The following is a 25,134-nucleotide window of genomic DNA, read 5'->3' on the forward strand; positions in this document are numbered from 1 at the left end:
CTTTGATCTCCGCTGAAGTGTTCAGGTCGCCTCTATACAAAAAGCAATGAAGAGTGACCATATCCCATTTGCGCCTCTTGACGCCGCAAACAAGCTTTGATCATGGTGACTGCCAAATACGTCGCCGGATACCAGGTTTTCCCGCGCAGAATTAAGGACATTTTGTCATGCAAGTGCAACGCCAAGCAGTCACGGTGGAAAATGCTGGGGCCACACCCCGCCATTTCGTTTTTGTCCTGCTGGACAAGTTTTCGCTGCTGTCTTTTGCGTCGGCGCTCGACAGCCTGCGCATCGCAAACCGCATGGCCGACAAACAACTTTATACATGGACGCTTTCAGGTGAAGGCGGAGATTCGATTTCATGTTCAGCCGGAACCGAATTCAAACTGGATCGTGACCTGGACGAACTGCAACGCGACGATGTCGTTCTGATTTGCGGGGGCGTTGACGTACAAGCCGCGACCACCAAACGCATTCTGAACTGGTTGCGGCGCGAGGCACGGCGCGGATTGCGGATCGGCGGTCTGTGCACGGCTGCTTATACCTTGGCCAAGGCGGGTCTGCTAGATAACAAACGCGCCACGATACATTGGGAAAACTCAGACAGTTTCATCGAAGAATTCGATGAGGTCGAGTTGACGAAAGCTGTCTTTCAGATTGACGGCGGTCGTATGACGACGGCTGGAGGGACCTCGTCTATCGATCTGATGCTCAAGTTGATTGCAGACGATTTCGGCGAAGACCTGGCAAATGCGGTGGCGGATCAGATGATCTATTCGTCTATCCGGACAGATCAGGACACGCAGCGCCTATCTACACCGACACGGATTGGCGTACGTCACCCCAAGTTGAGTCAGGTCATCCTGATGATGGAAAAGAACATAGAAGAGCCGATCTCACCTTCGATTCTGGCCAAGGAAGTCGGCATGTCGACCCGACAGCTTGAGCGTCTGTTCAGGCGCTATCTCAGCCGCTCGCCCAAGCGGTACTATATGGAACTTCGCTTGCACAAGGCGCGGAACCTGCTGATGCAAACGGATATGAGCGTCATCAACGTAGCGCTGGCCTGTGGATTCGCTTCGCCCAGCCATTTCTCAAAATGCTACCGCGCGCATTACAACACAACACCTTATCGCGAACGCGGAGCGCAAAGCGGGCGGCTATCGGTTTAAGGTCACTCCGCCGGAGATATTCTGTAAATTGCCCCCTTCCCAACCGAAATAAACCAGATCGACCCGTCTGGCGCTTCGACGATATCGCGGACGCGCTCGGTTTCAGGGCTTCTGATCTGTTCGGCTTCATGCATTGGATGGCCCTGAAGTCGGGCGATATAGTCAAATTTCAAAGATCCTACGAAAACATCACCTGCCCATTGCGGCCAGAGCTTGCCGGAATAAACCAGCAGGCCAGACGGCGCGATGGAAGGATCCCAGTAGTGAGCTGGCTGTTCCAGCCCCTCTTTGGCTGTACCTTCTCCGATTTTTTCACCCGAATAATGCGTACCATAGGAGATGAGAGGCCAACCATAATTCCGGCCTGCGCGGGGTTGGTTGATTTCATCTCCACCCCGCGCCCCGTGTTCCGAGGTCCAAAGTCGGCCACGCGCGTCCAAATCCGCGCCCTGTGGATTTCGATGACCGTATGACCATATTTCGGGTTCGATATTCGATTGCCCGACAAAGGGGTTATCTGCCGGAACCGTCCCATCGCGGTTGATACGGATGACCGAGCCCATGGGATTGGACCGATCCTGTGCATTCTCCGCCTGCCCACGGTCACCGAGGGTCACGAACAATGTCCCGTCCAGCGCTTCGACCACACGACTGCCAAAATGCCGACCACCCGTACCACCGGGCGATGCCTCGAAAATTACTCGGAAGTTCTGAAGGTTTTTGCCAGTCTCGGATAGGTGCGCAACCGCAACCGCAGTCCCTGCACCGTCGCCCTGAGGTTTTGCGAAGGTCAGAAAGATCTCTCGGCTTTGATTGAAATTGCGCGAAATCGTGACGTCCAGCAATCCGCCCTGCCCCAGAGCGGCAACCTTTGGAACGCCTGAAACATCCCCAACTTGTCCATTTCGCACATACAGCAACCTTCCATCCCGTTCCGTGACGAGGAAGCTTTCATCGGGCAAAATGCCAACCGCCCATGGGGTCTCTAGCCCGCCGATCATTTCTTCCAGTTCGATCATCCCGGTGGAAACCGACAACGTCTGGGCTGCGGCATTCAAGGCGCAGAGTGAGAAAGACAGAATCATCGCCGTTCTGAGCATTCTGGTCCCTTTCGGTGACAATCAGGGGTGAGTCCCAACAAAACAGATAGATTTTCAACCGAAAAAGACACGTTTGCGTTAGGACTTTTCTTTTCCGAACAGCTTGCCTAGGGTCGTCGCCAGAACGAATACGTTCACAACTGGGAGTAACCATATGAAAAAGCTGCTTACTGCAACTGCAGCAACTGCATTGCTGGCCGGCGCAGCCATGGCCGAAGATGTCAAACTGGGGATTTTGATCGGCTTTACCGGCCCCATTGAATCGCTGGCCCCTGCCATGGGGTCGGGTGCTGAGCTGGCAATCGCCGAAGTCAACGAATCCGGCAAGTTCATGAACGGTGCCAGCGTGGCTGGTGTACGTGCCGATACCGGCTGTATCGACAATGGTCTGTCCACCTCGAACGGCGAGCGTATGATCGCCGACGGCGTTGCAGGCATCATTGGCGGCGACTGTTCGGGTGTAACCGGCGCGATCCTGCAGAACGTTGCCATTCCAAACGGCATGGTCATGATCTCGCCTTCGGCGACCTCGCCCGGCCTGTCGACCATGGAGGACAACGGCCTGTTCTTCCGCACCGCGCCGTCGGATGCGCGCGAAGGTCAGGTTATGGCTGATATCCTCAAGGATCGCGGCATCAACTCGATCGCGCTGACCTATACCAACAATGACTATGGCAAAGGTCTGGCCGATGCGATCCAGACGTCCTTCGAAGCGGTTGGCGGAGAAGTGACCATCGTTACGGCGCATGAAGATGGCAAGGCCGACTATTCGGCTGAAGTTGGCGCGCTGGCTTCGGCCGGTGGAGACATTCTGGTTGTCGCGGGTTATCTGGACCAGGGTGGTCTGGGCATCATCCAGTCGTCGCTGGACAGCGGTGCGTTTGACACCTTTGGTCTGCCCGGTGGCATGATCGGTGACTCGCTGCCCGCAAATGTCGGCCCCGACCTGAACGGCTCGTTCGGTCAGATTGCCGGGTCGGGTGGTGAAGGTGCAGAAAAGTACTTTGCACTGGCCGAAGCAGCCGGATTTGACGGTTCGTCGCCCTATTCGCCCGAATCCTATGACGCGGCAGCGCTGTTCATGTTCGCCATGCAAGCCGCCGGTTCGACCAACCCGGCAGATTACGCGGGCAAAGTTATGGACGTCGCTAATGCACCGGGTGAAAAGATCTATCCGGGTGAACTGGCCAAAGGTCTGGAACTGCTGGCCGCCGGTCAGGACATCGACTATGTCGGCGCGTCCGGTGTCGAGTTGATCGGCCCCGGCGAAAGCGCAGGGTCGTACCGCGAGATCGAAGTGACCGACGGCGAAAACAAGACCGTCAACTTCCGTTGATCCCGCATATCAAGCTATAAAATCAGACAGCCCGGGCCTTGTGTCCGGGCTGTTTCAATGACAAAAGGCTGCACCTCGTTTCACGGGGACAAGGCAAGGGGATACCATGATCGTCGTCGAGGACGTGCATAAGCATTTCGGCGGGTTTCACGCGGTGGACGGGGCGTCGCTGGAAATCCAAAAAGGGTCGATCACCGGCCTGATCGGGCCCAACGGGGCCGGAAAAACCACTCTGTTCAACGTGATCGCCGGTGTTTTGCCTCCGACCAGCGGAAAGGTGGTTATGGATGGTGAAGATATCACTGGCCTGCCTCCGCATGAGCTGTTTCACAAAGGTTTGCTGCGCACGTTCCAGATCGCGCATGAATTCTCGTCGATGACCTGCCGCGAAAACCTGATGATGGTGCCCGGTGCGCAATCGGGTGAGGCGCTGTGGAATACCTGGTTCGGACGCAAGCGCATCGCTGATGAAGAGCGCGCGTTGAAAGCCAAGGCAGACGAGGTGCTGGAGTTTTTGACCATCGAACATCTGGCCGATCACAAGGCCGGTCAGGTTTCGGGCGGTCAAAAGAAACTGCTGGAACTTGGTCGTACCATGATGGTGGACGCCAAGATCGTATTTCTGGACGAGGTCGGAGCAGGCGTGAACCGCACCCTGCTGATGACCATCGCTGATACGATCCTGCGCCTGAACAAAGAGCGTGGTTATACGTTTGTTGTCATCGAGCACGACATGGATTTCATCGGCAAGATCTGCGACCCGGTCATCTGCATGGCCGAGGGTAAGGTTTTGGCCGAGGGTACTCTGGATGAGATCAAGGCAAACGAGCACGTGATCGAAGCCTATCTTGGCACCGGCCTCAAAAACAAAGACAAGCTGGAGGCCCAGACATGACCGCTGGCATGAGCGACAACCCCTATCAGGACGACAAGGGCAACAAGGACGCATCGATTACCAACACGCAAGGTATCGGAACAATGACGCCTGCCCATCGTAAAAGCGGGACGACTCATCGCGTTGAAGGCGGCCCGTTTCTGATCGGCGACACCATGACCGGCGGTTATGGCAAAGGCCCGGATATCCTGCATGACTGCACCATTGCCGTGGACAAGGGTGAGATCGCCGTTATCGTCGGCCCCAACGGTGCGGGCAAGTCAACGGCGATGAAGGCCGTGTTTGGGATGCTGGATGTGCGCGCCGGCTCTGTACGTCTAGACGGCGAGGATATCACCAGCCTCACCCCACAAGATCGCGTGATCCGCGGTATGGGCTTTGTTCCTCAGACATCGAACATTTTCACCTCGATGACTGTCGAGGAAAATCTGGAAATGGGTGCCTTTATCCGTCACGACGATTTCTCGGACACGATGGAGCAGGTCTATGATCTGTTCCCAATTCTGCGTGACAAACGCAACCAACCTGCCGGCGAACTGTCTGGCGGTCAGCGCCAACAGGTTGCCGTGGGTCGCGCGCTGATGACGCAACCCAAGGTCCTGATGCTGGACGAGCCCACCGCAGGTGTCTCACCCATCGTGATGGATGAGCTTTTTGACCGCATCATCGAGGTCGCACGCACCGGCCTGCCGATCCTGATGGTTGAACAAAACGCCCGCCAGGCACTGGAGATTGCCGATAAGGGATATGTGCTGGTTCAGGGGCGAAACGCCTATACCGGTACGGGCAAGGAATTGCTGGCTGATCCGGAAGTGAGAAAGAGTTTCTTGGGCGGTTGAGGATGAGACGGCGCACAAACTCCCATTTGGTGCGCACCGTCCTCCTCATTCTAGCAGTGGGTTCGCAGAAACACGTTGCTTCAAGGAAAACAGTGTAGAAAATCACTGCATAACTAAGTGCAACCGCCTTCCTAATTCTCACCCCGCCGGATTGCTACAATATCCGGAGTCATTCGCGGCATGTGGACCTTTGACCGACATGTCATAGTGCAGGTTATCGAAATCCACCACAAAGGTCACCACGTCCTGATCCATGATATGCAGGAAGGTGAGCGAGTTCAGACCGGGAATAATCTGCGCCTCGCCCTTGATGTTTTCGGCCACGATGAACCCCTTGTCCGTCTCACCCGACCGCGCCAGAGTCACCGATCCCCCGTTTTTGTCGGAGAGGCAATTGACGACAAAATCCGCGCCATTCAGCGGGTCGTCGATTGCAGCTTGTACGAATGTGGGCATCAACAGGCCAGCCGTGATCAGCGCGGTAAATCTCATGAGTTTCTTCCTTCGGTTACTTATGCCTGCCCTCGCGCGCTATTACGCTCGCGAGATCAGCCTTATATTTCGGTACTGGCTGCGCTCGACAATCACATCTTCCGCAGCTCAACGAAGTGAACTTAGGAAAAACCCTTTCGTATCATAGACCTGAACCAGCTATTTCACCGGAACTTGAGGCCAGGTGAGGTGGTGTGCGCTCAGCTTGAGACAAAAACAATCTGGGGCCCTAGATTGGCAGACAAAACGGCCCGGCGCGGGTCACTTTGAACCTGAATCGCTCACCCCATGCCTGATTGTGTTTTCAATATGTCAGGATAATGGTGCGTTGAATTTGAGGACGTTAAACATGACTGTTATTTACTTGTTTTAATGGCTCTTTCACGAGACCAAATCGGTTATTTTCACGCGTTACTCAAAGGGCAAAAAACACGCTTAAGTTCAATTTGTGACATAATGGAGCTTTAGGCGGGCCATCCACGCCGGTCGGGCCATATTACTGAACCAATGGCTCGACAGTTCGAAGGCGAATGCAAAATCGAAGACAAGGACCCGCAGACTATGAAACTCTGGATCGCTTTGCCGCTTGCCCTATTTTCGGCCACTCAGGCAGTAGCCGAAGAACGCCACCTATTGTGCACCTCCGACCGCGACGGCAGCGAAATCCGCCTTAGCCGTGCCGCGGACGGTGACAAAGGTAGCATTGAAACCCCAATAGCCGCAGGCGATGCTGTGATCCTCAAAGGCGTGGGCAGCATGACGTTCATGTATATCGAAGGTCAGAACGTGATGACGCTGGTGGTTCAACTTGACGACATGTCCTATGATCTGTCTGTCAAAGGTCCCCATGCCGACGAGGATTTCGGCAAATGCCAAGACGTTCAGGCGTGACTTTGCATCCAAGCAATACTGCCGGGTGGCCACGCTGACCTCAAAAGTCGCGCGGCTTCACCTGCGGGTTTGGTTCTCGGAATCTCACAAGCCTTTCTGGTTCCGCGTTATCCAGGCAAAAAACGTTCGTCCAATTCGTTGAAAACCATAGCCGTGTGTTGAATTACCAATGGTACACATGCCATAAAGCCGCACCCGGACAGTGAGAAGAATTCATGGATTTACTGAACGCGTTGGTCACACTGGCCAACTTTGTCATCGTGCCTGCGATTGCCTATGGCAGCCAGCTGGCATTGGGAGCGCTAGGCGTGACCCTGATCTACGGCATCCTGCGGTTTTCGAACTTTGCCCATGGTGACACCATGGCATTTGGGGCGATGATCGCTGTGCTTGTCACTTGGGGCTTACAGGCCGCTGGTGTCAGCTTTGGGCCGTTGCCGACTGCCCTGCTCGCCCTGCCCTTTGCCATCCTTGGCTGCATCCTGCTGGTGTTGGTCACGGACAGGCTGGTCTACCGCTTTTACCGCGAACAAAAGGCCAAGCCGGTTATCCTTGTGATCGTATCAATGGGTGTAATGTTCATCATGAACGGTTTGGTGCGCTTTATCATCGGGCCGGATGACCAAAAGTTTTCGGACGGTGCAAGATTCCTGATATCCGCGCGGGATTTCAAATCCATGACGGGCCTTCAGGAGGGGCTGGCTATCAAGACCTCGCAAGGGATTACACTGATAGTGGCCGTTATTGCCGTGGCCTTGTTGTTCTGGTTCCTCAATAAAACACGAACCGGGAAATCGATGCGCGCCTATTCCGACAACGAGGATCTGGCGCTTTTGTCCGGCATCAACCCTGAACGTGTTGTGATGATCACCTGGATCATCGTAGCCGCCTTGGCGACCACAGCGGGTGTTCTATACGGGTTGGACAAAAGCTTTAAACCCTTCGTCTATTTCCAGCTTCTGCTGCCGATTTTCGCTTCGGCCATCGTGGGTGGCCTTGGTAACCCACTGGGCGCAATTGCAGGCGGGTTCATCATCGCGTTTTCCGAGGTGACGATCACCTATGCCTGGAAAAAAGTTCTGACCTATGTGGCCCCCGAAAACCTGGAGCCGTCCGGATTGGTCCAGCTCCTGTCCACCGATTACAAATTCGCTGTCAGCTTTGTCATCCTGCTGATCGTGCTTCTGTTTAAGCCCACGGGCCTGTTCAAGGGAAAAGCAGTATGACCGAATCTGTCAAAAACACTCTGCTTTTCATTGCTGTTGGCAGTCTCATTTTGCTGACCGGTTTCACGCAAAGCTGGAACACTGCCGTTCTGATCCTGAACATGGGGCTGATCTCTGCCATCATGGCGATCGGTGTGAACCTGCAATGGGGCTTTGCGGGCCTGTTTAACGTAGGGGTCATGGGCTTCGTCGCGCTGGGCGGTCTGGCCGTGGTTCTGGTTTCGACAGAGCCTACTCCGGGTGCTTGGGGCGCCGGCGGTTTTGGTATCGTTCTGTCCTTGCTACTGGGGGCTGCCACCGTTGTTGCAGCCGTACTGGTGGCAACAAGACTGCCCAAAGGCCGGGTGCAGACGCTCACAATAATCACTGTCCTTATCGTCGGCTTCTTCCTCTACCGGGCCGTGTTCGACCCCAATGTTGCCGCGGTCGAGGCCATTGACCCGGCGATTGCCGGAAACATCGGTGGACTGAACCTGCCCGTTCTGCTGGCCTGGCCTGCCGGAGGTCTGCTGGCTGCCGGGGCGGCGTGGCTGATTGGCAAAACCGCGCTAGGGCTTCGGTCAGATTATTTGGCGATTGCCACGCTGGGTATCGCCGAGATTATCATCGCCGTCATGAAGAACGAGGACTGGCTGGCCCGCGGCGTGAAGAACGTCTATGGCATCCCGCGTCCCTCCCCGGTTGTCGGGTATGAAGTTGACTTGCAGCAAGATCCGGCTTTTCTTGCCCGCGCCGAATGGCTGGGGCTGGATCCGGTCACTGCATCCACCCTCTCGGTGAAGCTTGGGTATTCTCTGCTGTTCATGCTGGTTCTTCTGGTGCTGCTCTGGATGGCGCAAATGGCGCTGAAAAGCCCGTGGGGCCGTATGATGCGCGCAATCCGCGACAATGAAGTTGCAGCCGAAGCGATGGGCAAGGACGTCACCCGTCGCCACTTGCAGATTTTCGTATTAGGGTCGGCCATTTGCGGCATCGCAGGCGCGATGATGACCACTCTGGACGGACAGCTGACGCCGGGCACCTACAATCCGCTGCGCTTTACCTTCTTGGTTTGGGTCATGGTGATCGTTGGCGGTTCGGGCAACAACTTCGGAGCCGTTTTGGGTGCGTTCCTGATATGGTTCTTGTGGGTTCAGGTCGAACCGATTGGCTTGTGGTTGATGAGTGTTATCACTGCAGGCTTGCCGGATGGCAGCGCGCTGAAGGCACATCTTATTGATAGTGCCGCACATATGCGCCTTTTCACGATGGGCCTGATCCTTTTGATTGTTCTCAGATTCAGCCCAAGGGGTCTGATCCCCGAGAAATAGGTCCGCGCCACGTTCCAATGTGCAAAACCGCGCCACTTATCTGGCGCGGTTTCTTGATTCTTAAGGTTTTTCTGAATAAACGAACCCACCACAGTGTTTTCGATTTGCGGCAGGTTGCTGGCACTCACCCTCGCCAATGCCGTTTCAATCGATCAACAAGACGAGTAGATAAGAGTAGAAAATGAAAGCACCACATCTGAAATCACTCATTCTGTTTACGGCTATTGCGGTCGCGGTATCCGCTTGTGTCCCCAGCCCCGAAGATCTTGAGACGACGCCCATCAAGGTTCAGACACCTAAAGGTGTCGTGACCTGTCAGCTCTATCGTCAGGATCGTGTGACCTGGGACCGTGCAATCGACTTCCCAGCCACGAAGATGTCTGTTCCCGAGGCTGACGCCTATTGTCGCCAGGAAGGCCAACGCCGACTGAAGTAAACGCTGTAGCGCCCACCAAGGACGCTACGTTTTTACCTGTTGCGAAACAATCCGCCGAGGATACCGCGCACGATCCGGCGCCCGGTTGTGCCCTTAAGCTCTTTGATCACCGCTTCGGTCATTGCCGTGGCAAACGTGTCCTGCTTGCGCTCAACACGGGAGGAGGACCGGCCGACCCGGCTGCCCGAATATCTGCGGGCCGAAGAATATTCGCGTTCGATCGGCGATTGCGCTTCAAGAACTTCGTCGGATTCGGCCAGTTCTGCGGCATTGGCCGCAGCTTGGGCCCGAGCCTGAAGAATCTCGAAGGCAGATTTTCGATCTACGCTCTTGTCGTATTTTCCTGCCATCGCCGAGGCGGCAAGGATATCCCGACGTTCGGCATCTGAAATTGGCCCCAGCTGAGATCCCGGCGGACGAATAAGCGTACGCTCGACCACGCCCGGAACACCTTTCTTTTGCAGCATTGAGGTGACAGCTTCGCCAACGCCGACTTCGCGAATTGCCGTTTCCGTGTCAAAAGTCGGGTTCTCGCGATAGGTTTCAGCGGCCAGCCGCAGGTTCTTTCGGTCCCGCGCCGTGAATGCCCTTAATGCGTGCTGAATACGGTTGCCCAGCTGTCCAAGAATATCTTCCGGGATATCGGCGGGGCTCTGAGTAATGAAGTATACACCCACACCCTTTGAACGGATCAGGCGGGCGACCTGTTCGACCTTGTCCACCAGAACCTTTGGCGCATCGTCGAACAACAGATGGGCTTCGTCAAAAAAGAACACCAGCTTTGGTTTTTCGGGGTCTCCGACCTCTGGCAGCTCTTCGAACAGTTCACTCAACAGCCACAACAGGAACGTTGCATATAGCCGTGGGGCTGCCATCAGCTGGTCTGATGCCAGAATGTTCACTATTCCGTGCCCGTTTTCGTCAGTTCGCATCAAATCGGCCAAATCCAGCGCCGGTTCGCCAAACAGTTTTGTTCCGCCCTGATTCTCGAGAACCAGCAGACGTCGCTGAATCGCCCCGATTGATGACGTGGATACATTGCCGTATCGCAATGACAGTTGCGCCCGATTCTCTCCGATCCAGACCAGCAGCGCCTGTAGGTCCTTAAGGTCCAGCAACGGCATCCCTTCTTCGTCGGCCACGCGGAATGCGATATTCAGGATACCTTCCTGCGCCTCGCTCAACTCCAGTAACCGCGACAGCAACAGCGGACCCATTTCCGTCACCGTCGTGCGCACTGGATGGCCCTGTTCACCGAATAAATCCCAGAATGTCACCGGGCAGGCAGAATAGGCAAATTCCTCGAACCCGATCCGACTGGCCCGGTCCTGAAAGGCCTGATGCAGTTTGTGGGCCTCGCTTCCGGGAAGGGCCAGACCAGACAGATCCCCTTTCACATCCGTGAGGAATACCGGGACACCCGCCTGAGAAAAACCTTCTGCAAGAATCTGCAACGTCACGGTTTTGCCGGTACCGGTTGCCCCGGCAATCAACCCGTGGCGGTTGGCATATTTCAACGCCAGTTCCTGCGGCTGGCCATAGTTTTCACCGCCACCGCCCAAAAAGATATTCGTGCCCATTAACATTGCCTTATTGTTCACCGATCTGCCGCCAGCATACAAAGTTAACCTTTGACTGCGATAGTCAATTTGCCTTGCATTGCGGGGCAGACTTCCTCCCTGTCGACTGGCCGTGCCTGCTGGCACGGCCTTTTTGGTTTGGCCATCGGATTATTATTCTGGCGCATAGATTAAAAAATGAGGATAGCTGTTGACCCGTGTGCGCCCCTTCCGTAGGGTTTGCGCATAAATAAGTCGGCCAGTCCGACGGGGAGAAACTTATGGGGAAGGGAGCTGGTCGAACAGCTCCCTTTTTCTAATCTCCGAAGGTGCGGTTCCAGGCCTCAGGCAAGAATCCGTTCACGTTCGCAAAGGCCGTTCTGTTAGTGCCTGACACTGGTTCAGAAGAGTGTTAAACGAAGCAAAAAGATCAATCATCAACCCGAGGCATTCATGTTCAAGAAAATCCTCTCGTTCAACACTATCGCCGCTGTTCTGCTATCCGGCGCAGCGTATGCACAAGACACAACCACAACCGCGCCAGACGCCGGTCTGGACCTTGGTCAGGAAGGCCCCCGGGTCGGAGAACAGTTCGTAAAGGAAGAATTCGGCGATTGGGACGTATCCTGTATCAAGGCACCGGAAGGCGAGGATCCTTGCGCCATCGTTCAGGTTCTGGAGGGTAAAAATGGGGATCCGATCGCAGAAGTATCCATCGGGAAACTGCCGGAAGGTGGGGCAGCCGTTGCTTGGGCAAATGTGATCGTACCCCTCGAAACTCTGCTGCAAGCTCAGCTGGCCCTGTCAATCGATGGCGCGCCGCGTAAATTGTACAACTATCACCAATGCGTTCCCGTGGGCTGCATCGCGCAACTGGGTCTTAGCCAAGGGGATATCGATGCGATGAAAGCTGGAACCAAAGCGACGTTTTCACTGGTTCCCGCCCGTTTCCCGGATCAGGTTCTTGAAATGGACATGTCGCTCTCCGGCTTCACATCGGGCTTTGACGCTCTGAACGTCAACACAAACTAAGAAAAAACATCCGTGGAAGCCGCCGTATTATTAACGGCGGCTTTTTCACTAAACCCGCTTCAGGGCCAGTACGGCATTCAACCCACCAAAGGCGAATGCGTTGCTAAGCGCGACGTCGACCTTTGCTTCGCGTGCTTCGTTCGGTACCACGTCCAACGCGCATTCCGGGTCCGGTTCCTCATATCCAATCGTCGGTGCAATGACACCGTCCCGCAGTGCCATGATGCAGGCCAGCAATTCCACCGCGCCGGTCCCTCCAATCAAGTGGCCGTGCATGGATTTCGTGGACGAGATCATCAGATCGTCGGCGTGTGGGCCAAATACGTCGGCCACGGCTGCGCATTCGGTCTTGTCATTTGCAGCTGTTCCGGTGCCATGCGCGTTGATATAACCTACATCTTTTGCGTTCAGCTTCGCATCGGCCAAGGCACCGGCCATGGCACGCGCGGCCCCTTGTTTGCTGGGCATCACAATGTCAGAGGCATCCGATGACATGGCAAAGCCGACAACTTCGCACAGTATTTCGGCCCCTCGGGCGCGGGCGTGTTCGTATTCCTCAAAGACAAAGACGCCAGCCCCTTCACCCTGCACCATTCCGTTGCGGTTGGCACTGAACGGGCGGCACGCGTCTTTCGACATCACGCGCAGACCTTCCCAGGCTTTTACACCGCCGAAACACAACATCGATTCGGACCCGCCCGTAACCATGACCGGAGCCGCGCCACTACGCACCATCTGAAAGGCCTGAGCCATCGCATGGTTTGATGACGCACATGCCGTCGACACGGTGAAACTGGGGCCTTTTAGGTTATGTTCCATTGAAACATGACTGGCGGCGGCATTGTTCATGAGCTTTGGAACGACAAAGGGGTGTACCCTGTTCTTCCCGTCCTCATAAACGGAACGGTAATTGTCATCCCAGGTTGAAACACCACCGCCTGCGGTCCCCAGAACGACGCCTGATCTGGCCGCCAGTTCGCCGTGAAATTCGATACCCGACTGTTCAATCGCCTCTTTGGCTGCCGTCAGGGTGAATTGGGTGAAGCGGTCGTACAGCGACATCTGCTGTCGGTTGAACCGCCCTTCCGCCTCGAACCCCCGAACCTGTCCGCCGATCTTGATGGCCAACCGATCAACATCCCGGAATTCAAGTTCCGAAATACCACAACGACCTTCGCGCATTGCTTCCAGCGTGTCAGGGACCGAATGGCCCAGCGAGTTGATCGTACCTGCTCCGGTAATGACAACGCGTTTCATGAGCGTGTGTCAGACCTTTTCCGACACAAGCTTTTCGATCCCAGAGATGATCGCAGCCACATTGGAGATATCAAAATCGTTGGCCTCGGGCTCGTTGGCATTGAAAGGAATCGAAATGTCGAACTCTTCCTCGATGGCAAATATGCTTTCGACCAGCCCTAGGCTGTCGATACCCAGATCTTCCAGCGTGCTTTCGGGTGTTACATCCGATGGCTCCAGAACGGCCTGCTCTGCAATGATCGCGATGACGCGGTCGCTGATGCTCATGTCGATCCCCTGATTATCAGTTTGAGGTTGATTTAATCGCTCGGGGTCTGTTTGAAAACAGCCTTTTTCAATGCCTCGACGTCGCGTGCCATACGGGGCAAACGCCGTTGTGCCTTGTAGATGTCCGTATGCGTTTCCATTTTGACGCCGGGATACCCCATGATCACGCGACCAGCAGGCACGTTGGAAAGTATCTTGGTGCCGCCACCGGCAATAACCCCATCCCCGATGAATATGTTGTCGACAACGCCGGTCTGACCGCCCAGAACCACGTTGTTTCCGATCTCAACCGAACCCGACACACCAGTCTGACCGCACAACAGGCAGTCCTGACCGACTCGGGTGTTGTGCCCGACATGGACCAGGTTATCCAACTTGGAACCGTGGCCAATATACGTATTTCGGATCGTGCCATTGTCGATTGTGCAATTCGCACCAATTTCAACGTCATCACCGATTTCCACAGCGCCCAGCGAATGAATGCGCAGCCAGCTCTGAGCTTTGGCCTCACCCTGATCGCCCATTGTCTTGCGTACATTTTCGACGCCCGAGACTTCGGGGGTAACAAAACTGAACCCGTCCCCGCCGATCCGGGCACCAGGTTGCGCAATAAAACGATCTCCGATCTGCGCCCGTGCGCCAATGCTGACCATTTCGCGCAACACTGCCTGGTCGCCCAATATGGCATCCATTCCCACCGCGCAATGTGCCCCTATGACAGAGCCTGCGCCGATCCGGGCGCGCGCGCCTACAACAACCAACGGTCCAATCGCGACGTCAGGACTGATTTCAGCTGTTGGATCGATCACGGCCGAAGGGTGTATCCCCGGCTCGACCCCCTGCCCCCGGTCCAGCATGGAAGTAATGCCAGCCATCGCCATACGTGGACGTTTGACAAAGATCGCAGCACGCAATCCCATCGCCTGCCAATCGGCCCCTTCCCAAAGGACGGCCGCACGAGCGGCTCCGTTGGTAAGCGCCTCGGCGTATTTCGGAGACATAGCCATCGCCAGATCTGTCGGGCCTGCATCGCCTGGTTCGGCGGCGCGCACAATCGTCAGGCCGCCATCGCCCTGACATTCGGCACCCAGAGACTCGGCGATCTGTTGTACGGTAAACTGCATGGCGGGCTTCCTTTTGGCAGGATTTGCCCTGTGCTTACCCCTGAACGTCCGGCAGGGCCACCCCTGCCTTTTGCAGGGCATCCCAAATCTTGCCGTCCCGCCCATAGACATCGCGACGATACTGCACTTCGCCTTTGGGCCCGATATAGGCCGTGCGGTAAATCAGATGCACCGGAACTTTCTGTTCCAAATTAACTTTGGTCTCTTTTCCGGTGTTCAGAACGCGATGGAAGAATGCCTTTGGATCTTCCTCTTGTTTGGCCAGCAGGGCGTATGCAAATTCAAAGGGCTGGGCCAAGCGGATACACCCATGTGAAAAGGCCCGAACTTCGCGCGAGAACAGGTTTTTCTGTGGAGTATCATGCAGATAGATGTTGTGCTTATTGGGGAACATGAACTTCACCAGACCCAGCGCATTGCTTTGGCTGGGCGGTTGACGCATTGCGAAGGGAAAATTGCTGGTCGTGAACTGGGTAAAGTCCACCGCACCCCGATCGACCTGCCTGCCGCTTCTGTCAGTTATCAGAATATGGCCCACGGAATTCGGGTTTGATTGCAGTTTCGGAAGGTATTCCTTGGTCACGATCGAGCGGGGAACATGCCAGCTTGGGTTGATCACCATATGCTCCATCTCATCCGAAAATTCCGGACTTCTTCGATCATGCACATTTTTACCGATGACTGCGCGGGTTTCAAAAGTGACTTGCCCTTCGTCCACGATCTTGGCCGTGAAGTCGGCTTGGTTCACAAGGATATGACGCGTGCCGCGTTCCCGAGGCAGCCAGCGTTCGCGTTCCAACGCAACGTAAACGGCTTTCAACCGGTCTGTGGCTGGACGGTTAATTTCAGCAATCGTCCCCTTGCCCGCCACACCATCGGTTTCAAGCCCATGCGCGGATTGAAAGGCACGAACGCCTTCAAGCAACGCGCTGTCGAAAGACGGGCTGGCGGACGGTTTCATGTAACCCATCACCACCAGACGGTCGCGCAGCTTGACAACATTCGGTCCCGTGTCGCCGTATTCCAGTTTGCTTTCGGGAACTGTTGGCCCCCATCCCCCTTGAAACACCAGCTTTTCCAAGGACAACTTCTGCTTCATCAATGCGCGGTATTGATGTGATTGCGGCGCCAAGACTGTAAAGTAGGCCGCGCCTTGAGTGCTTATTCCCTGCAAATGCTCAACAGTGCTGCGTCGTTCTACGGACCGAACCAGCCCATCATCCACACTGCCGGGCCGGATTGCGCCCGCATAAAGCGCGTCGGCATATTCGACAAAGATACGGCTCAGTTCGGCTTCAACTGTTCCGAGATCACGCACCGAACGGGCCTTTTCCATCTTCTCCATCACGGCGGCGACAATCGGCTCCGCCTGTGGCAGGCCGTGCAGATGCCCATCCTTAAGCGCCTTGATCAACGTCGCCCGGCGTTGAGCGTGTTCAGGCGTATCGCCGACCCAAAGCGGTGAGAACCCGTTTGCCCGGTAGAACTCAACCAGTTGCGGTGCCTGCAGAGTATGTTCAGCGATGGCCATCTGAAACGCAGTTCCTGGCGCTGCTTCGGACGTCGTATTGGCGACAGACGCGGTGGCCACGAAATACGCGGCAAACAGGATACTGGTACTGGTTCGGAGAACAGAAAGCATAGGATAGCCTTGGAATTCAATAGTTTGAACTGGTGATTTATACGCCGAATAACTATGCAGTCTTGCCAGAACGCTTGTCCACTCACGATATCCTTACCAAATCGCATCTTCGTCGGCCTGATGCGCGTTTGCATCGGCTACGCGGCCCAAAGCCCACAACTGCGAAATATTTGTAATGCTCTGTGACAAATGCGCAAAAAACTGCCGAAAATTCCCCCTTGAAAAGGTGAAAATGAAACACTTCTTGGCCCTCGATTCCGATTGTGCCATAAATTCCGCATCTGGGATGGGAATAATTAAGACAGTGCACGTAACATCGTGTGCAGGCAGGAACAGTACGGGACGAAACCAAAATGACAGAGAGCAGTTCCTCGGGCTTGACCCGGCGTGCCCTATTGGGAGCGTTTGCAGCAACGGCAGTCGTAGCAGCACCCACCTACTCCAACGCAGCAGGCTTTTTACGCGGTGGCGGCGATATTCGTCGCATTCGTATGTATTCCGGTCGCACTGGCGAACGGTTGGATATGATCTATTGGGTCGATGGTAAGTATATCAAGGACGCTGTCAAAGAAGTGAACAACTTCATGCGTGATTGGCGCACAGATCAGGTAAAATCCATCGATTTACGCACGATTGATATCATGGCGGCATCACACAGCCTGCTGGATGTCAACGAACCCTATATGCTGTTGTCCGGCTACCGCTCTCCTCAGACCAACGCAATGCTGCGTTCCCGGTCCCGCCGTGTGGCGCGCAACTCGCTTCACATGGAAGGGCAAGCAGCTGATTTGCGCCTTGCCTCCCGCTCGGTATCGCAGATGGCCAAGGCGGCGATGTCGTGCCGCGCAGGCGGTGTTGGTCAGTATTATGGATCGAACTTCGTACACATGGATTGCGGCGTAGTTCGCACCTGGCGCGGGTAACACCTTGACGCTCCTCCCGGTTTGTTCAGAACTTTAGCTGACTGTTTATTCCGGTCGGTTTTATAGTTTTCGTGGCGATTGGCGGCAGAGCCGCCAAGTCTGCTAATTTGAATTTCTCGGTACCTGGCAGGGTATCCCTCTCTCAAGCACTACAACTCGGCTATGGTTATTAGCTTGCGGGCCGTTGTGATGACTGCACGATCAACGCGCAAAGCGAGCTAATTCACAAGCCTACAGTTCTGGGCTCCCGACTTCGATCCAATTTTGAATATTGGGTGGCGCACCTGAGAGGATTCGAACCTCTGGCCTCTGCCTTCGGAGGGCAGCGCTCTATCCAGCTGAGCTACAGGTGCCTTGGCCGTTAGCTAACCTTGTTCCAATCCGGGTGCAACTGCAAATCGCGATTGCCGCACCCCAATCAAGACCAAAATCAGGCAAACAGATCATGCGCCAATTCAAGCGCTTCGATCAGCGTGTCAACTTCATCGGTAGTGTTATAGAGACCAAAGCTGGCGCGGCACGTTGCCGTCACCCCCAGGTGGTCCATCAGTGGCCCGGCACAGTGGTGACCGGCACGAACCGCAACACCCTTCTTGTCGAGAATGGTTGAGACGTCGTGTGCATGGCCAGCACCGTCCAGCGTAAAGCTGAAAATCGCGGCCTTGTCCGGGCGAGTGCCCTGAACCTGCAACCAGTTCAGCCCTGTCAGACGTTGCATCGCGTAATCGCGCAAGCTGGATTCATGGGCAGCGATGTTTTCCATCCCCAAGTCCATCATATACTCCAGCGCTACGCCAAGACCGATGGTCTGAACGATCCCCGGCGTGCCGGCCTCGAACTTCATAGGCGGGTCATTATAGATGACTTGATCCTTACTGACCTCTTTGATCATGTCGCCGCCACCGATAAAGGGGCGCATTTCGGCCATGCGGTCGGATTTGATGAAAATCGCACCCGACCCTGACGGACCATAAAGCTTGTGGCCAGTGATCGCGTAGAAATCGCACCCGATCTCTTCGACATTTACCGGCATGTGAACGGCACCCTGACTGCCATCAACCAGAACCGGGACGCCCTTGGCGTGGGCACCGTCAGTTATGGCTTTCACATCCACGACCGTACCCAGCACGTTCGAGCAGTGTGTCACAGCAACCAGCTTGGTTTTCGGCCCGATTGCATCGATTACCGCCTGAGGGTCAAGCCCGCCCTCTGCGTCGACATCGACCCATTTCAGCACGATGCCCTGTCGTTCGCGTAGGAAATGCCAGGGTACGATGTTTGCATGATGCTCCATCACACTCAGAACGATCTCATCCCCCGCTTTAAGTCGCGGCATAGCCCAGCCATAGGCGATCAGGTTGATCCCTTCGGTGGTACCAGAGTTCAGGACGATCTCATTCTCGTTCGATGCCCCCAGAAACCGCGCGGTCGTGCCACGAACGGCCTCGTATTTCTCTGTCGCAAGATTGGACAGAAAATGCAGGCCACGATGGACGTTCGAATACTCCTCGGCATAGGCCCGCGTCACCGCGTCAATGACCACCTGAGGTTTCTGAGCCGAAGCACCATTGTCGAGATACGTCAAAGGCTTGCCATTCACCTGACGCGACAGGATCGGAAAGTCAGAGCGGATTTTCTGCACATCATACATAAGAGAGGTATTCCTAGACGGGCCCGGTTGGGCTTAGAAACAGAACGAAAGGGATGGCGACAAAAGCTGACAACACAATTACCGCAAAGGATTTCCAGAGAGACCCGAACTGATGCGCTTCATTCAGAAAATGAAGCGTGACGTAAAGGCTCAGGATTGCTGTCGCCAACAATGTCATCATCATCAGAAACGGTAAGGTCAGGCTCAAGATCAGCGTCACCACCAAGGCGGCAATTTGCAGGAACTGCAGCCAGATCGTCAAAACCATCAGATCATCGAACCTCGCCAGACCTCCCAGCATTCGCCCGACCAGCAGGAATGCGACGATGCTCAGCATCATGGCCCCGGCCGAGCGCACCAAAACGATGGGAAAACTCTCGAGCGCAGGAGAGGGTTGACCCGCCGCCATTGTTATCGACAAATCTATTCCCAATTGGACAGCGCAGTTCAAAACGACCGCCAGCGCAAATGCCAGCCAAAGCACTTCTCGCCCCAGTTTGAGCGCCATCAGCCGTCGCGCCGCTTCGGCCGGGTTCTTGATCGTCAAGACCGCCAGATTTCCCAGGAAACTCGAATTCATGCGACGGACCTTTGCACTTGTCTGAGACCGGATACCCAGAACCAAACAAAAACAGCAACCCAGACGAAACCCACAAACGTCAAGGTAGGCCCTGGCCCGATGAATCCGGCGACAAGGCCGTTCAGCAGAACCAGCGGTGCAGAGGACAACAGCGCCCAGAACAGCGCCAGACGCGCACCATAAGCGCTTCCCTGCCCGCCAAACAGGCGCGCCGCCCAATGAGACACCAGTGCCAGCGTGTAAAAGACCAAGGGCAGAATGAACACTGATCCAAGCAGAGCACCACCCAATAGCATGTTCAGTTCAACGCCTTCCAGATGCGCTTTGCGCGCAAGGCCAGGCATCTGGGCGATGAATGCCACCACACAAAACGCCATGACAAAGATCAGCGCCCGGTCTTCTCGTTGCCCCATATCCAGAAGCCTGCGCACCACGCGCCCCGGCCCCCGGTATGTTGCCAGGATATCCGACGAAAGGGCCATCAGCTTCGGCGCGCCAGCCACCCTTCCAGACGGCTTACGATTTCATCTGCCAAAGCGTTGTCTTCGATCTCGTCCACTGCTTCTGCCAGGAATGCCAGCGTCAACATGTTGGTCGCGTCCTTGACCGGAACACCCCGTGACCGAAGATAGAACAGCGCCGTTTCGTCAATCGCGCCCGAGGTTGAGCCGTGGGAACACGCCACATCATCGGCGTAGATCTCAAGTTCGGGTTTGGCGAGGAACTGGCTGTCATCATCCAAAAGCAGAGATTGGCTGATTTGGTACCCATCGGTTTTCTGGGCCCCTTCCTTTACAAGGATCTTGCCCTGAAACACTCCGGTCGCACCGTTGCGCAGCACTTTCTTAAAGACCTGACGGCTTTCGCAATTCACCGCGTCATGGGTGATGAACACCGTGTCATCATGGTGGAAATCACCATCCCCAACACAGGCCCCGGCCACATGCGCCACAGCATTGTCGCCGGTCAGTTCAACAACCTGTTCGTTACGGGTCAGCACCCCATTCGCTGTCAAGGTGAAGGACTTGTAGACCGACTCTGCCCCCAAACGCGTGAACATATGGGTCGCGGCGCGACGTTCATGGTCCCTGCCTTGTGCCCGCACATGATGCAGCGTCCCCTTGTCGGCGATTTCAATCTCCATGCATTTGTTGAAACGCGACGCCGCCGGACCGGATTCAAGAATTGTCACCTCGGCCCCGCTTTCCACACGAATAACGTGATGCAGGATCGCGTCGGATGTCGGTGAGGCATGACGATAGATCAGGTTGATCGGTTTAGAGGGTTTGCCCGTAACGTGAATGGCGACACCGTCCGACGCAAAGGCCGTGTTCAATGCAGCCAACGGACGTTGAACCGGGGACTGGCCACGCGCTTCCAGAACGCCATACAGGTCTTTTGCCCAATGAATGTCTTTGCAGCAGATGTCTTCAATCCGGTCGATCTTGACACCGTCCAGCGACAGCTCATCGGATTCCTCGGCGCTGAACACCCCGTCGACAAAGACTATTTTCAAACGGTCGAGGTCGTTGAAAAGTACCGGTTCATCATTGACAAACACCGCCGCAGGCAAAGCCTCGGCAGAAATCAGACTGTCGGGCTGGGTGTATTTCCAATACTCATCCCGGCGCCCCGGCAACCCGGATTCCAGAACACGCGCCAAAGCGTCTTCGCGTGCACCACGGGTGCAGCCCGCGTCAGGCATGGTCAGCGCAGCCAGACGCGCCTCGGTTGCGGTTTGTTTCGCTTGCGGCAAAGCCATCAGTTCACCTCGGCCAGAATGTCGGCATAACCGTTGTTTTCAACCTCAAGCGCCAGATCCGGGCCTCCGGTTTTGACAATGCGGCCATCGGCCATGATGTGCACGACGTCAGGTTTGATGTGATCCAGCAGGCGCTGGTAATGGGTGATGACCAGGAACCCACGGCCTTCGTCCCGCAGGGCATTCACACCTTCGGCGACCAGCTTCATCGCATCCACATCAAGGCCCGAGTCGGTTTCGTCCATGATGCACATCTTCGGTTCAAGCATAGCCATCTGCAGGATTTCGTTACGCTTTTTCTCACCGCCCGAAAAACCAACATTGACCGGGCGCTTAAGCATATCCGCGTCGATCTTTAGCGTCTTGGCCTTGGCACGCACTTCTTTCAGGAAGTCTGCGGCAGACAGTTCCTCTTCTCCACGGGCCTTGCGCTGCGCGTTTACTGCGGTGCGCAGGAAGGTCATGTTGCCAACTCCGGGGATTTCAACCGGGTATTGGAAGGCAAGGAAAACACCTGCTGCTGCGCGTTCCTCCGGTTCCATCTCCAGCAGGTCCTGACCGTCCAGAGTGGCCGAACCTTCGGTTACTTCGTACCCGTCGCGGCCCGACAGCACGTAGCTGAGTGTTGACTTGCCTGACCCGTTCGGCCCCATGATCGCGTGTACCTTGCCGGCTTCAACCGTCAGGTCCACACCCTTTAGGATCTGCTTGTCTTCTTCTTCAAGTTTCACGTGCAGATTCTTGATTTCCAGCATTTTTTGTCCTTTTGCGTATCGCAAGGGGCACTGTGACCCCGCATTGTTCTAGCCCAGCAATCTGCGGATCAGTCTGGCGAGAATCCAACCCAGGATTGCCCCGCCACCTACCGCCCAAACCGGGTTGATGAATTCCATGTAATGGGTGTTGACGTAGGCCACGCCAAGCAGACCGCCCAGAACCGGCAATGCGTACCCAAGCCAGGTCAGCACATTATCCTTACGGATGCGGGTTCCGGGTGACCGCGTCATCACCCAACCGAACCTTCAAGTGAGATGGCCACCAACTGCTGTGCTTCCATCGCAAACTCCATCGGAAGCGCCTGAAGCACGTCTTTGCAGAACCCGTTGACCACCAGAGCCACGGCTTCTTCCTCGTCCATGCCGCGCTGACGGCAGTAGAACAGCTGATCGTCATCCACTTTTGACGTCGTCGCCTCGTGCTCAACGCGGCTCGAGTTGTTCTTGACCTCGATATAGGGAACCGTATGTGCGCCGCATTTGTCGCCGATCAGCAGACTGTCACACTGCGTGTAGTTCCGGCTGTCCCTGGCTTTCGGGTGCATCGACACTAGCCCACGATAGGTGTTCTGGGCCTTGCCCGCGCTGATGCCCTTGGACACGATGCGCGACTTGGTGTTCCTGCCCAGATGAATCATCTTGGTGCCGGTGTCGGCCTGTTGATAATTGTTGGCAATCGCGATCGAATAGAATTCACCCTGGCTTTCATTGCCGCGCAGGATGCAGGACGGGTATTTCCATGTCACGGCCGATCCGGTTTCCACCTGCGTCCACATCACCTTGGACCGGTCACCCCGGCAGTCGGCGCGTTTGGTCACGAAGTTATAGATACCGCCCTTGCCGTTTTCGTCCCCCGGAAACCAGTTCTGAACGGTCGAGTATTTCACCTCGGCATCTTCTTCGACGATGATCTCGACCACGGCAGCATGCAGTTGTGCCGTGTCACGCTGGGGTGCAGTGCAGCCTTCCAGATATGAGACGTACGAGCCCTTGTCAGCAATGATCAGGGTGCGTTCGAACTGGCCCGTGTTCTCGGCGTTGATGCGGAAATACGTGCTTAGTTCCATCGGGCAGCGAACGCCCGGCGGGATGTAGACGAATGAGCCATCCGAGAATACAGCTGAATTCAATGTTGCATAGAAATTGTCCGATACGGGAACCACGGTTCCCAGGTACTTCTTGACCAGCTCAGGATGCTCTTTGATCGCCTCAGAGATCGAGCAGAAGATCACGCCTGCCTTTTTCAGTTCGGCCTGAAAAGTCGTGCCCACGGAAACCGAGTCAAACACTGCATCGACTGCCACCTTGCGGCCTTCGGCAGGTGCATCCTCAGCCCCTTCAACACCAGCCAGAATCATCTGTTCTTTCAGAGGGATACCAAGCTTCTCGTAAGTGGCGAGCAGCTTTGGATCAACCTCATCCAAAGATTTGGGTTTCTCTTCCATCGATTTGGGGCGGGCATAGTAATACTGGTTTTGAAAATCGATTGGCGGATAGTGAACCATCGCCCATTTGGGTTCTTCCATTTTGGTCCAACGCTCGAACGCGGCCAGACGCCATTCGGTCATCCACTCGGGCTCATCGTTTTTCCCCGAGATCAGACGGACGATATCCGGGTTCACGCCTTTGGGCGCGTATTCCATCTCGATATCGGTATCCCAGCCATATTTGTATGTGCCGACCTCGCGAACCGCGTCCACGGTTTCCTGATCGACACCTTCTTTTACCTGGGTCTGGTCCAAAGCGGCCATGACTTACCCTCCGTCAGATCACGCAGCCCGCGCGCGATGCTTTTTCTCTTTTTCAAGCCACGTTTCGGCGAAACGCAGCACATCTTCTTCAGTCGTCTCTGGCCCCAGCGATACGCGGATTGCGCATGACGCCACCGTCTCATCAAATCCCATTGCCGTCAGAACCCGACTGGTTTTGACCTTGCCGCTGGAACAGGCGGATCCCGCACTGATGGCAAAGCCAGACAAATCCATCTGCATCACCTGCGTTTCGCCTTTCCAGCCGGGCGTCGCGAAACACAGGGTATTCGGGAGTCGCTCCTGATCTTTCCCGACAAAAATAGTAGATATTGCACCAGCCTCAAGGGCGTTTTCTAGAATATTTCTAAGTTCTCTGACTTTTTCCCATACTCCATCCGCCAGATCGCGCTGAGCAGCCTCGGCAGCCGCGCCAAATCCGGCAATGCCCACCACATTTTCAGTACCAGATCTTCGGCCCATTTCCTGTCCGCCACCGCTGGCCAAAGGTTCGATATCGATACCTTGCCGCAGGATCAAAGCGCCAACACCTTTTGGCCCGCCAATCTTATGCGCCGACAGGATCGCCATATCAGCGCCGCTCCAGGCGAAGGAAAATGGAATGCGTCCGACAACCTGCGTAATATCCAGCAACAGCCAGTCCGCGCGCCGCGCGCCATAGGGCCACTGGTTCTCAACTTTCTGTGGCGGCTGCGTGATGACTCCGGTTTCGGAGTTCGCAAGCCCCATCGCCAATATGTGCCCAGGGCCAAAGGGATGCTCGCTACAATGGGTCAGATCGAAATGCGACCACAGCGCATCGTGGGCAGTGCTGTCGACAAAGACGTCGCAGCCTTCGGGGCGATTTTGCAGAACCCGCGCCGCTTCAGTCGCGCCAGAGGTAAATATGACCTCTTGCGGACGGCAACCGACGGCCTCGGCGACCTGCGCCCGCGCGCGTTCGACCAGCGCTTTTGCGGCACGTCCTTCCGCATGAACAGATGACGGGTTCCCGACCACATCCATCGCCGCGATCATTGCCTCGCGCGCTTCGCGTCGCAGCGGCGTAGTCGCGTTATGATCCAGATAAACACGTTTCATGGATACATCTTTTCC

25 protein-coding genes and 1 tRNA gene are annotated in these 25,134 nt (G+C 55.7%); 10 read left to right on the plus strand and 16 right to left on the minus strand.

Features of this window, described 5'->3' with window-relative positions; translation table 11 throughout:
- Positions 1 to 167 precede the first annotated feature (167 nt).
- Positions 168 to 1,172: a GlxA family transcriptional regulator gene (locus ACR0J7_RS01690; RefSeq protein ID WP_267365697.1), complete on the plus strand. Its 1,005-nt coding sequence runs from the start codon at positions 168 to 170 to the stop codon at positions 1,170 to 1,172.
- 2 nt (positions 1,173 to 1,174) lie between these two features.
- On the opposite strand, the gene ACR0J7_RS01695 is transcribed toward ACR0J7_RS01690, so the two are convergent.
- Positions 1,175 to 2,257 (minus strand): PQQ-dependent sugar dehydrogenase, encoded by a 1,083-nt coding sequence (locus tag ACR0J7_RS01695; protein WP_480913105.1) that lies wholly within the window; start codon positions 2,255 to 2,257, stop codon positions 1,175 to 1,177.
- 169 nt (positions 2,258 to 2,426) lie between these two features.
- Between ACR0J7_RS01695 and ACR0J7_RS01700 the strand changes: the two genes are divergently transcribed.
- The 3 genes from ACR0J7_RS01700 to ACR0J7_RS01710 all read left to right on the plus strand — a co-directional run bounded on the left by ACR0J7_RS01700 (position 2,427) and on the right by ACR0J7_RS01710 (position 5,342).
- Positions 2,427 to 3,608: an ABC transporter substrate-binding protein gene (locus ACR0J7_RS01700; protein ID WP_209503916.1), complete on the plus strand. Its 1,182-nt coding sequence runs from the start codon at positions 2,427 to 2,429 to the stop codon at positions 3,606 to 3,608.
- Positions 3,609 to 3,714: 106 nt separating this feature from the next.
- Positions 3,715 to 4,503, plus strand: coding sequence for an ABC transporter ATP-binding protein (locus ACR0J7_RS01705; RefSeq protein WP_209596275.1), 789 nt, complete (start codon positions 3,715 to 3,717; stop codon positions 4,501 to 4,503).
- Positions 4,504 to 4,511: 8 nt separating this feature from the next.
- Complete coding sequence (locus ACR0J7_RS01710; protein WP_267366696.1) at positions 4,512 to 5,342, plus strand: ABC transporter ATP-binding protein; 831 nt, start codon at positions 4,512 to 4,514, stop codon at positions 5,340 to 5,342.
- Positions 5,343 to 5,480: 138 nt separating this feature from the next.
- Here the strand turns inward: ACR0J7_RS01710 and ACR0J7_RS01715 are convergent, their stop codons facing one another.
- Positions 5,481 to 5,834, minus strand: a complete 354-nt coding sequence (locus tag ACR0J7_RS01715) for a hypothetical protein (protein ID WP_480480909.1) — start codon at positions 5,832 to 5,834, stop codon at positions 5,481 to 5,483.
- Positions 5,835 to 6,341: 507 nt separating this feature from the next.
- Between ACR0J7_RS01715 and ACR0J7_RS01720 the strand changes: the two genes are divergently transcribed.
- The 4 genes from ACR0J7_RS01720 (at position 6,342) to ACR0J7_RS01735 (ending at position 9,697) form a co-directional block, all read left to right on the plus strand.
- The gene (locus tag ACR0J7_RS01720) at positions 6,342 to 6,725 is read left to right on the plus strand and encodes a hypothetical protein (RefSeq protein WP_480898305.1); all 384 of its coding nucleotides are present in this window, start codon (positions 6,342 to 6,344) and stop codon (positions 6,723 to 6,725) included.
- A gap of 215 nt (positions 6,726 to 6,940) precedes the next feature.
- Positions 6,941 to 7,951 carry a branched-chain amino acid ABC transporter permease gene (locus ACR0J7_RS01725; RefSeq protein WP_267366195.1) on the plus strand — a complete coding sequence of 337 codons (1,011 nt, stop codon included), beginning with the start codon at positions 6,941 to 6,943 and terminating at the stop codon, positions 7,949 to 7,951.
- Positions 7,948 to 9,261: a branched-chain amino acid ABC transporter permease gene (locus ACR0J7_RS01730; RefSeq protein WP_480564747.1), complete on the plus strand. Its 1,314-nt coding sequence runs from the start codon at positions 7,948 to 7,950 to the stop codon at positions 9,259 to 9,261. The genes ACR0J7_RS01725 and ACR0J7_RS01730 overlap by 4 nt, the downstream gene beginning before the upstream one ends.
- A gap of 181 nt (positions 9,262 to 9,442) precedes the next feature.
- Positions 9,443 to 9,697, plus strand: a complete 255-nt coding sequence (locus ACR0J7_RS01735) for a hypothetical protein (protein WP_480564744.1) — start codon at positions 9,443 to 9,445, stop codon at positions 9,695 to 9,697.
- Positions 9,698 to 9,729: 32 nt separating this feature from the next.
- Here ACR0J7_RS01735 and ACR0J7_RS01740 read toward each other — a convergent pair whose 3' ends face one another.
- On the minus strand, positions 9,730 to 11,277 hold the full coding sequence (locus ACR0J7_RS01740; protein WP_480564741.1) for a helicase HerA-like domain-containing protein: 1,548 nt from the start codon (positions 11,275 to 11,277) through the stop codon (positions 9,730 to 9,732).
- A 432-nt stretch (positions 11,278 to 11,709) separates the two neighbouring features.
- Between ACR0J7_RS01740 and ACR0J7_RS01745 the strand changes: the two genes are divergently transcribed.
- The gene (locus ACR0J7_RS01745) at positions 11,710 to 12,288 is read left to right on the plus strand and encodes an invasion associated locus B family protein (RefSeq protein WP_480913109.1); all 579 of its coding nucleotides are present in this window, start codon (positions 11,710 to 11,712) and stop codon (positions 12,286 to 12,288) included.
- Positions 12,289 to 12,336: 48 nt separating this feature from the next.
- On the opposite strand, the gene ACR0J7_RS01750 is transcribed toward ACR0J7_RS01745, so the two are convergent.
- From ACR0J7_RS01750 to ACR0J7_RS01765, 4 genes are read right to left on the minus strand one after another with little or no spacing between them, the layout of a single operon-like run.
- Positions 12,337 to 13,545 (minus strand): beta-ketoacyl-[acyl-carrier-protein] synthase family protein, encoded by a 1,209-nt coding sequence (locus tag ACR0J7_RS01750; protein ID WP_267366704.1) that lies wholly within the window; start codon positions 13,543 to 13,545, stop codon positions 12,337 to 12,339.
- Positions 13,546 to 13,554: 9 nt separating this feature from the next.
- Positions 13,555 to 13,812 carry an acyl carrier protein gene (locus tag ACR0J7_RS01755; protein WP_171723262.1) on the minus strand — a complete coding sequence of 86 codons (258 nt, stop codon included), beginning with the start codon at positions 13,810 to 13,812 and terminating at the stop codon, positions 13,555 to 13,557.
- A 32-nt stretch (positions 13,813 to 13,844) separates the two neighbouring features.
- The gene (locus tag ACR0J7_RS01760) at positions 13,845 to 14,936 is read right to left on the minus strand and encodes a UDP-3-O-(3-hydroxymyristoyl)glucosamine N-acyltransferase (protein WP_480913111.1); all 1,092 of its coding nucleotides are present in this window, start codon (positions 14,934 to 14,936) and stop codon (positions 13,845 to 13,847) included.
- 34 nt (positions 14,937 to 14,970) lie between these two features.
- Positions 14,971 to 16,578, minus strand: coding sequence for a L,D-transpeptidase family protein (locus tag ACR0J7_RS01765; protein WP_480913113.1), 1,608 nt, complete (start codon positions 16,576 to 16,578; stop codon positions 14,971 to 14,973).
- Positions 16,579 to 16,931: 353 nt separating this feature from the next.
- Between ACR0J7_RS01765 and mepK the strand changes: the two genes are divergently transcribed.
- Positions 16,932 to 17,501: a peptidoglycan L,D-endopeptidase MepK gene (gene mepK, locus ACR0J7_RS01770; RefSeq protein ID WP_480480893.1), complete on the plus strand. Its 570-nt coding sequence runs from the start codon at positions 16,932 to 16,934 to the stop codon at positions 17,499 to 17,501.
- A 276-nt stretch (positions 17,502 to 17,777) separates the two neighbouring features.
- Here the strand turns inward: mepK and ACR0J7_RS01775 are convergent.
- The 9 genes from ACR0J7_RS01775 to ACR0J7_RS01815 all read right to left on the minus strand — a co-directional run bounded on the left by ACR0J7_RS01775 (position 17,778) and on the right by ACR0J7_RS01815 (position 25,119).
- Positions 17,778 to 17,854: transfer RNA gene (locus ACR0J7_RS01775), tRNA-Arg, on the minus strand.
- A gap of 77 nt (positions 17,855 to 17,931) precedes the next feature.
- Positions 17,932 to 19,152: a cysteine desulfurase gene (locus ACR0J7_RS01780; RefSeq protein ID WP_480564735.1), complete on the minus strand. Its 1,221-nt coding sequence runs from the start codon at positions 19,150 to 19,152 to the stop codon at positions 17,932 to 17,934.
- Positions 19,153 to 19,165: 13 nt separating this feature from the next.
- Complete coding sequence (locus ACR0J7_RS01785) at positions 19,166 to 19,732, minus strand: YIP1 family protein (protein WP_480564732.1); 567 nt, start codon at positions 19,730 to 19,732, stop codon at positions 19,166 to 19,168.
- The gene (locus ACR0J7_RS01790; RefSeq protein WP_209596716.1) at positions 19,729 to 20,214 is read right to left on the minus strand and encodes a YIP1 family protein; all 486 of its coding nucleotides are present in this window, start codon (positions 20,212 to 20,214) and stop codon (positions 19,729 to 19,731) included. The genes ACR0J7_RS01785 and ACR0J7_RS01790 overlap by 4 nt, the downstream gene beginning before the upstream one ends.
- Positions 20,214 to 21,494: a Fe-S cluster assembly protein SufD gene (gene sufD / locus ACR0J7_RS01795; RefSeq protein ID WP_209503899.1), complete on the minus strand. Its 1,281-nt coding sequence runs from the start codon at positions 21,492 to 21,494 to the stop codon at positions 20,214 to 20,216. The genes ACR0J7_RS01790 and sufD overlap by 1 nt, the downstream gene beginning before the upstream one ends.
- On the minus strand, positions 21,494 to 22,249 hold the full coding sequence (sufC, locus tag ACR0J7_RS01800; RefSeq protein WP_480485611.1) for a Fe-S cluster assembly ATPase SufC: 756 nt from the start codon (positions 22,247 to 22,249) through the stop codon (positions 21,494 to 21,496). Before sufC ends, sufD begins: the two co-directional genes overlap by 1 nt.
- A gap of 48 nt (positions 22,250 to 22,297) precedes the next feature.
- Positions 22,298 to 22,501 (minus strand): hypothetical protein, encoded by a 204-nt coding sequence (locus ACR0J7_RS01805; protein ID WP_480480885.1) that lies wholly within the window; start codon positions 22,499 to 22,501, stop codon positions 22,298 to 22,300.
- On the minus strand, positions 22,501 to 24,021 hold the full coding sequence (gene sufB, locus ACR0J7_RS01810; protein WP_480480883.1) for a Fe-S cluster assembly protein SufB: 1,521 nt from the start codon (positions 24,019 to 24,021) through the stop codon (positions 22,501 to 22,503). Before sufB ends, ACR0J7_RS01805 begins: the two co-directional genes overlap by 1 nt.
- A gap of 18 nt (positions 24,022 to 24,039) precedes the next feature.
- Entirely contained in the window at positions 24,040 to 25,119 is a 1,080-nt protein-coding gene (locus tag ACR0J7_RS01815) for a cysteine desulfurase family protein (protein WP_480480881.1), read from the minus strand.
- Between the last annotated feature and the right edge of the window lie 15 nt (positions 25,120 to 25,134).

The sequence above is a fragment of the Ruegeria sp. O4 genome (genome assembly GCF_056535125.1).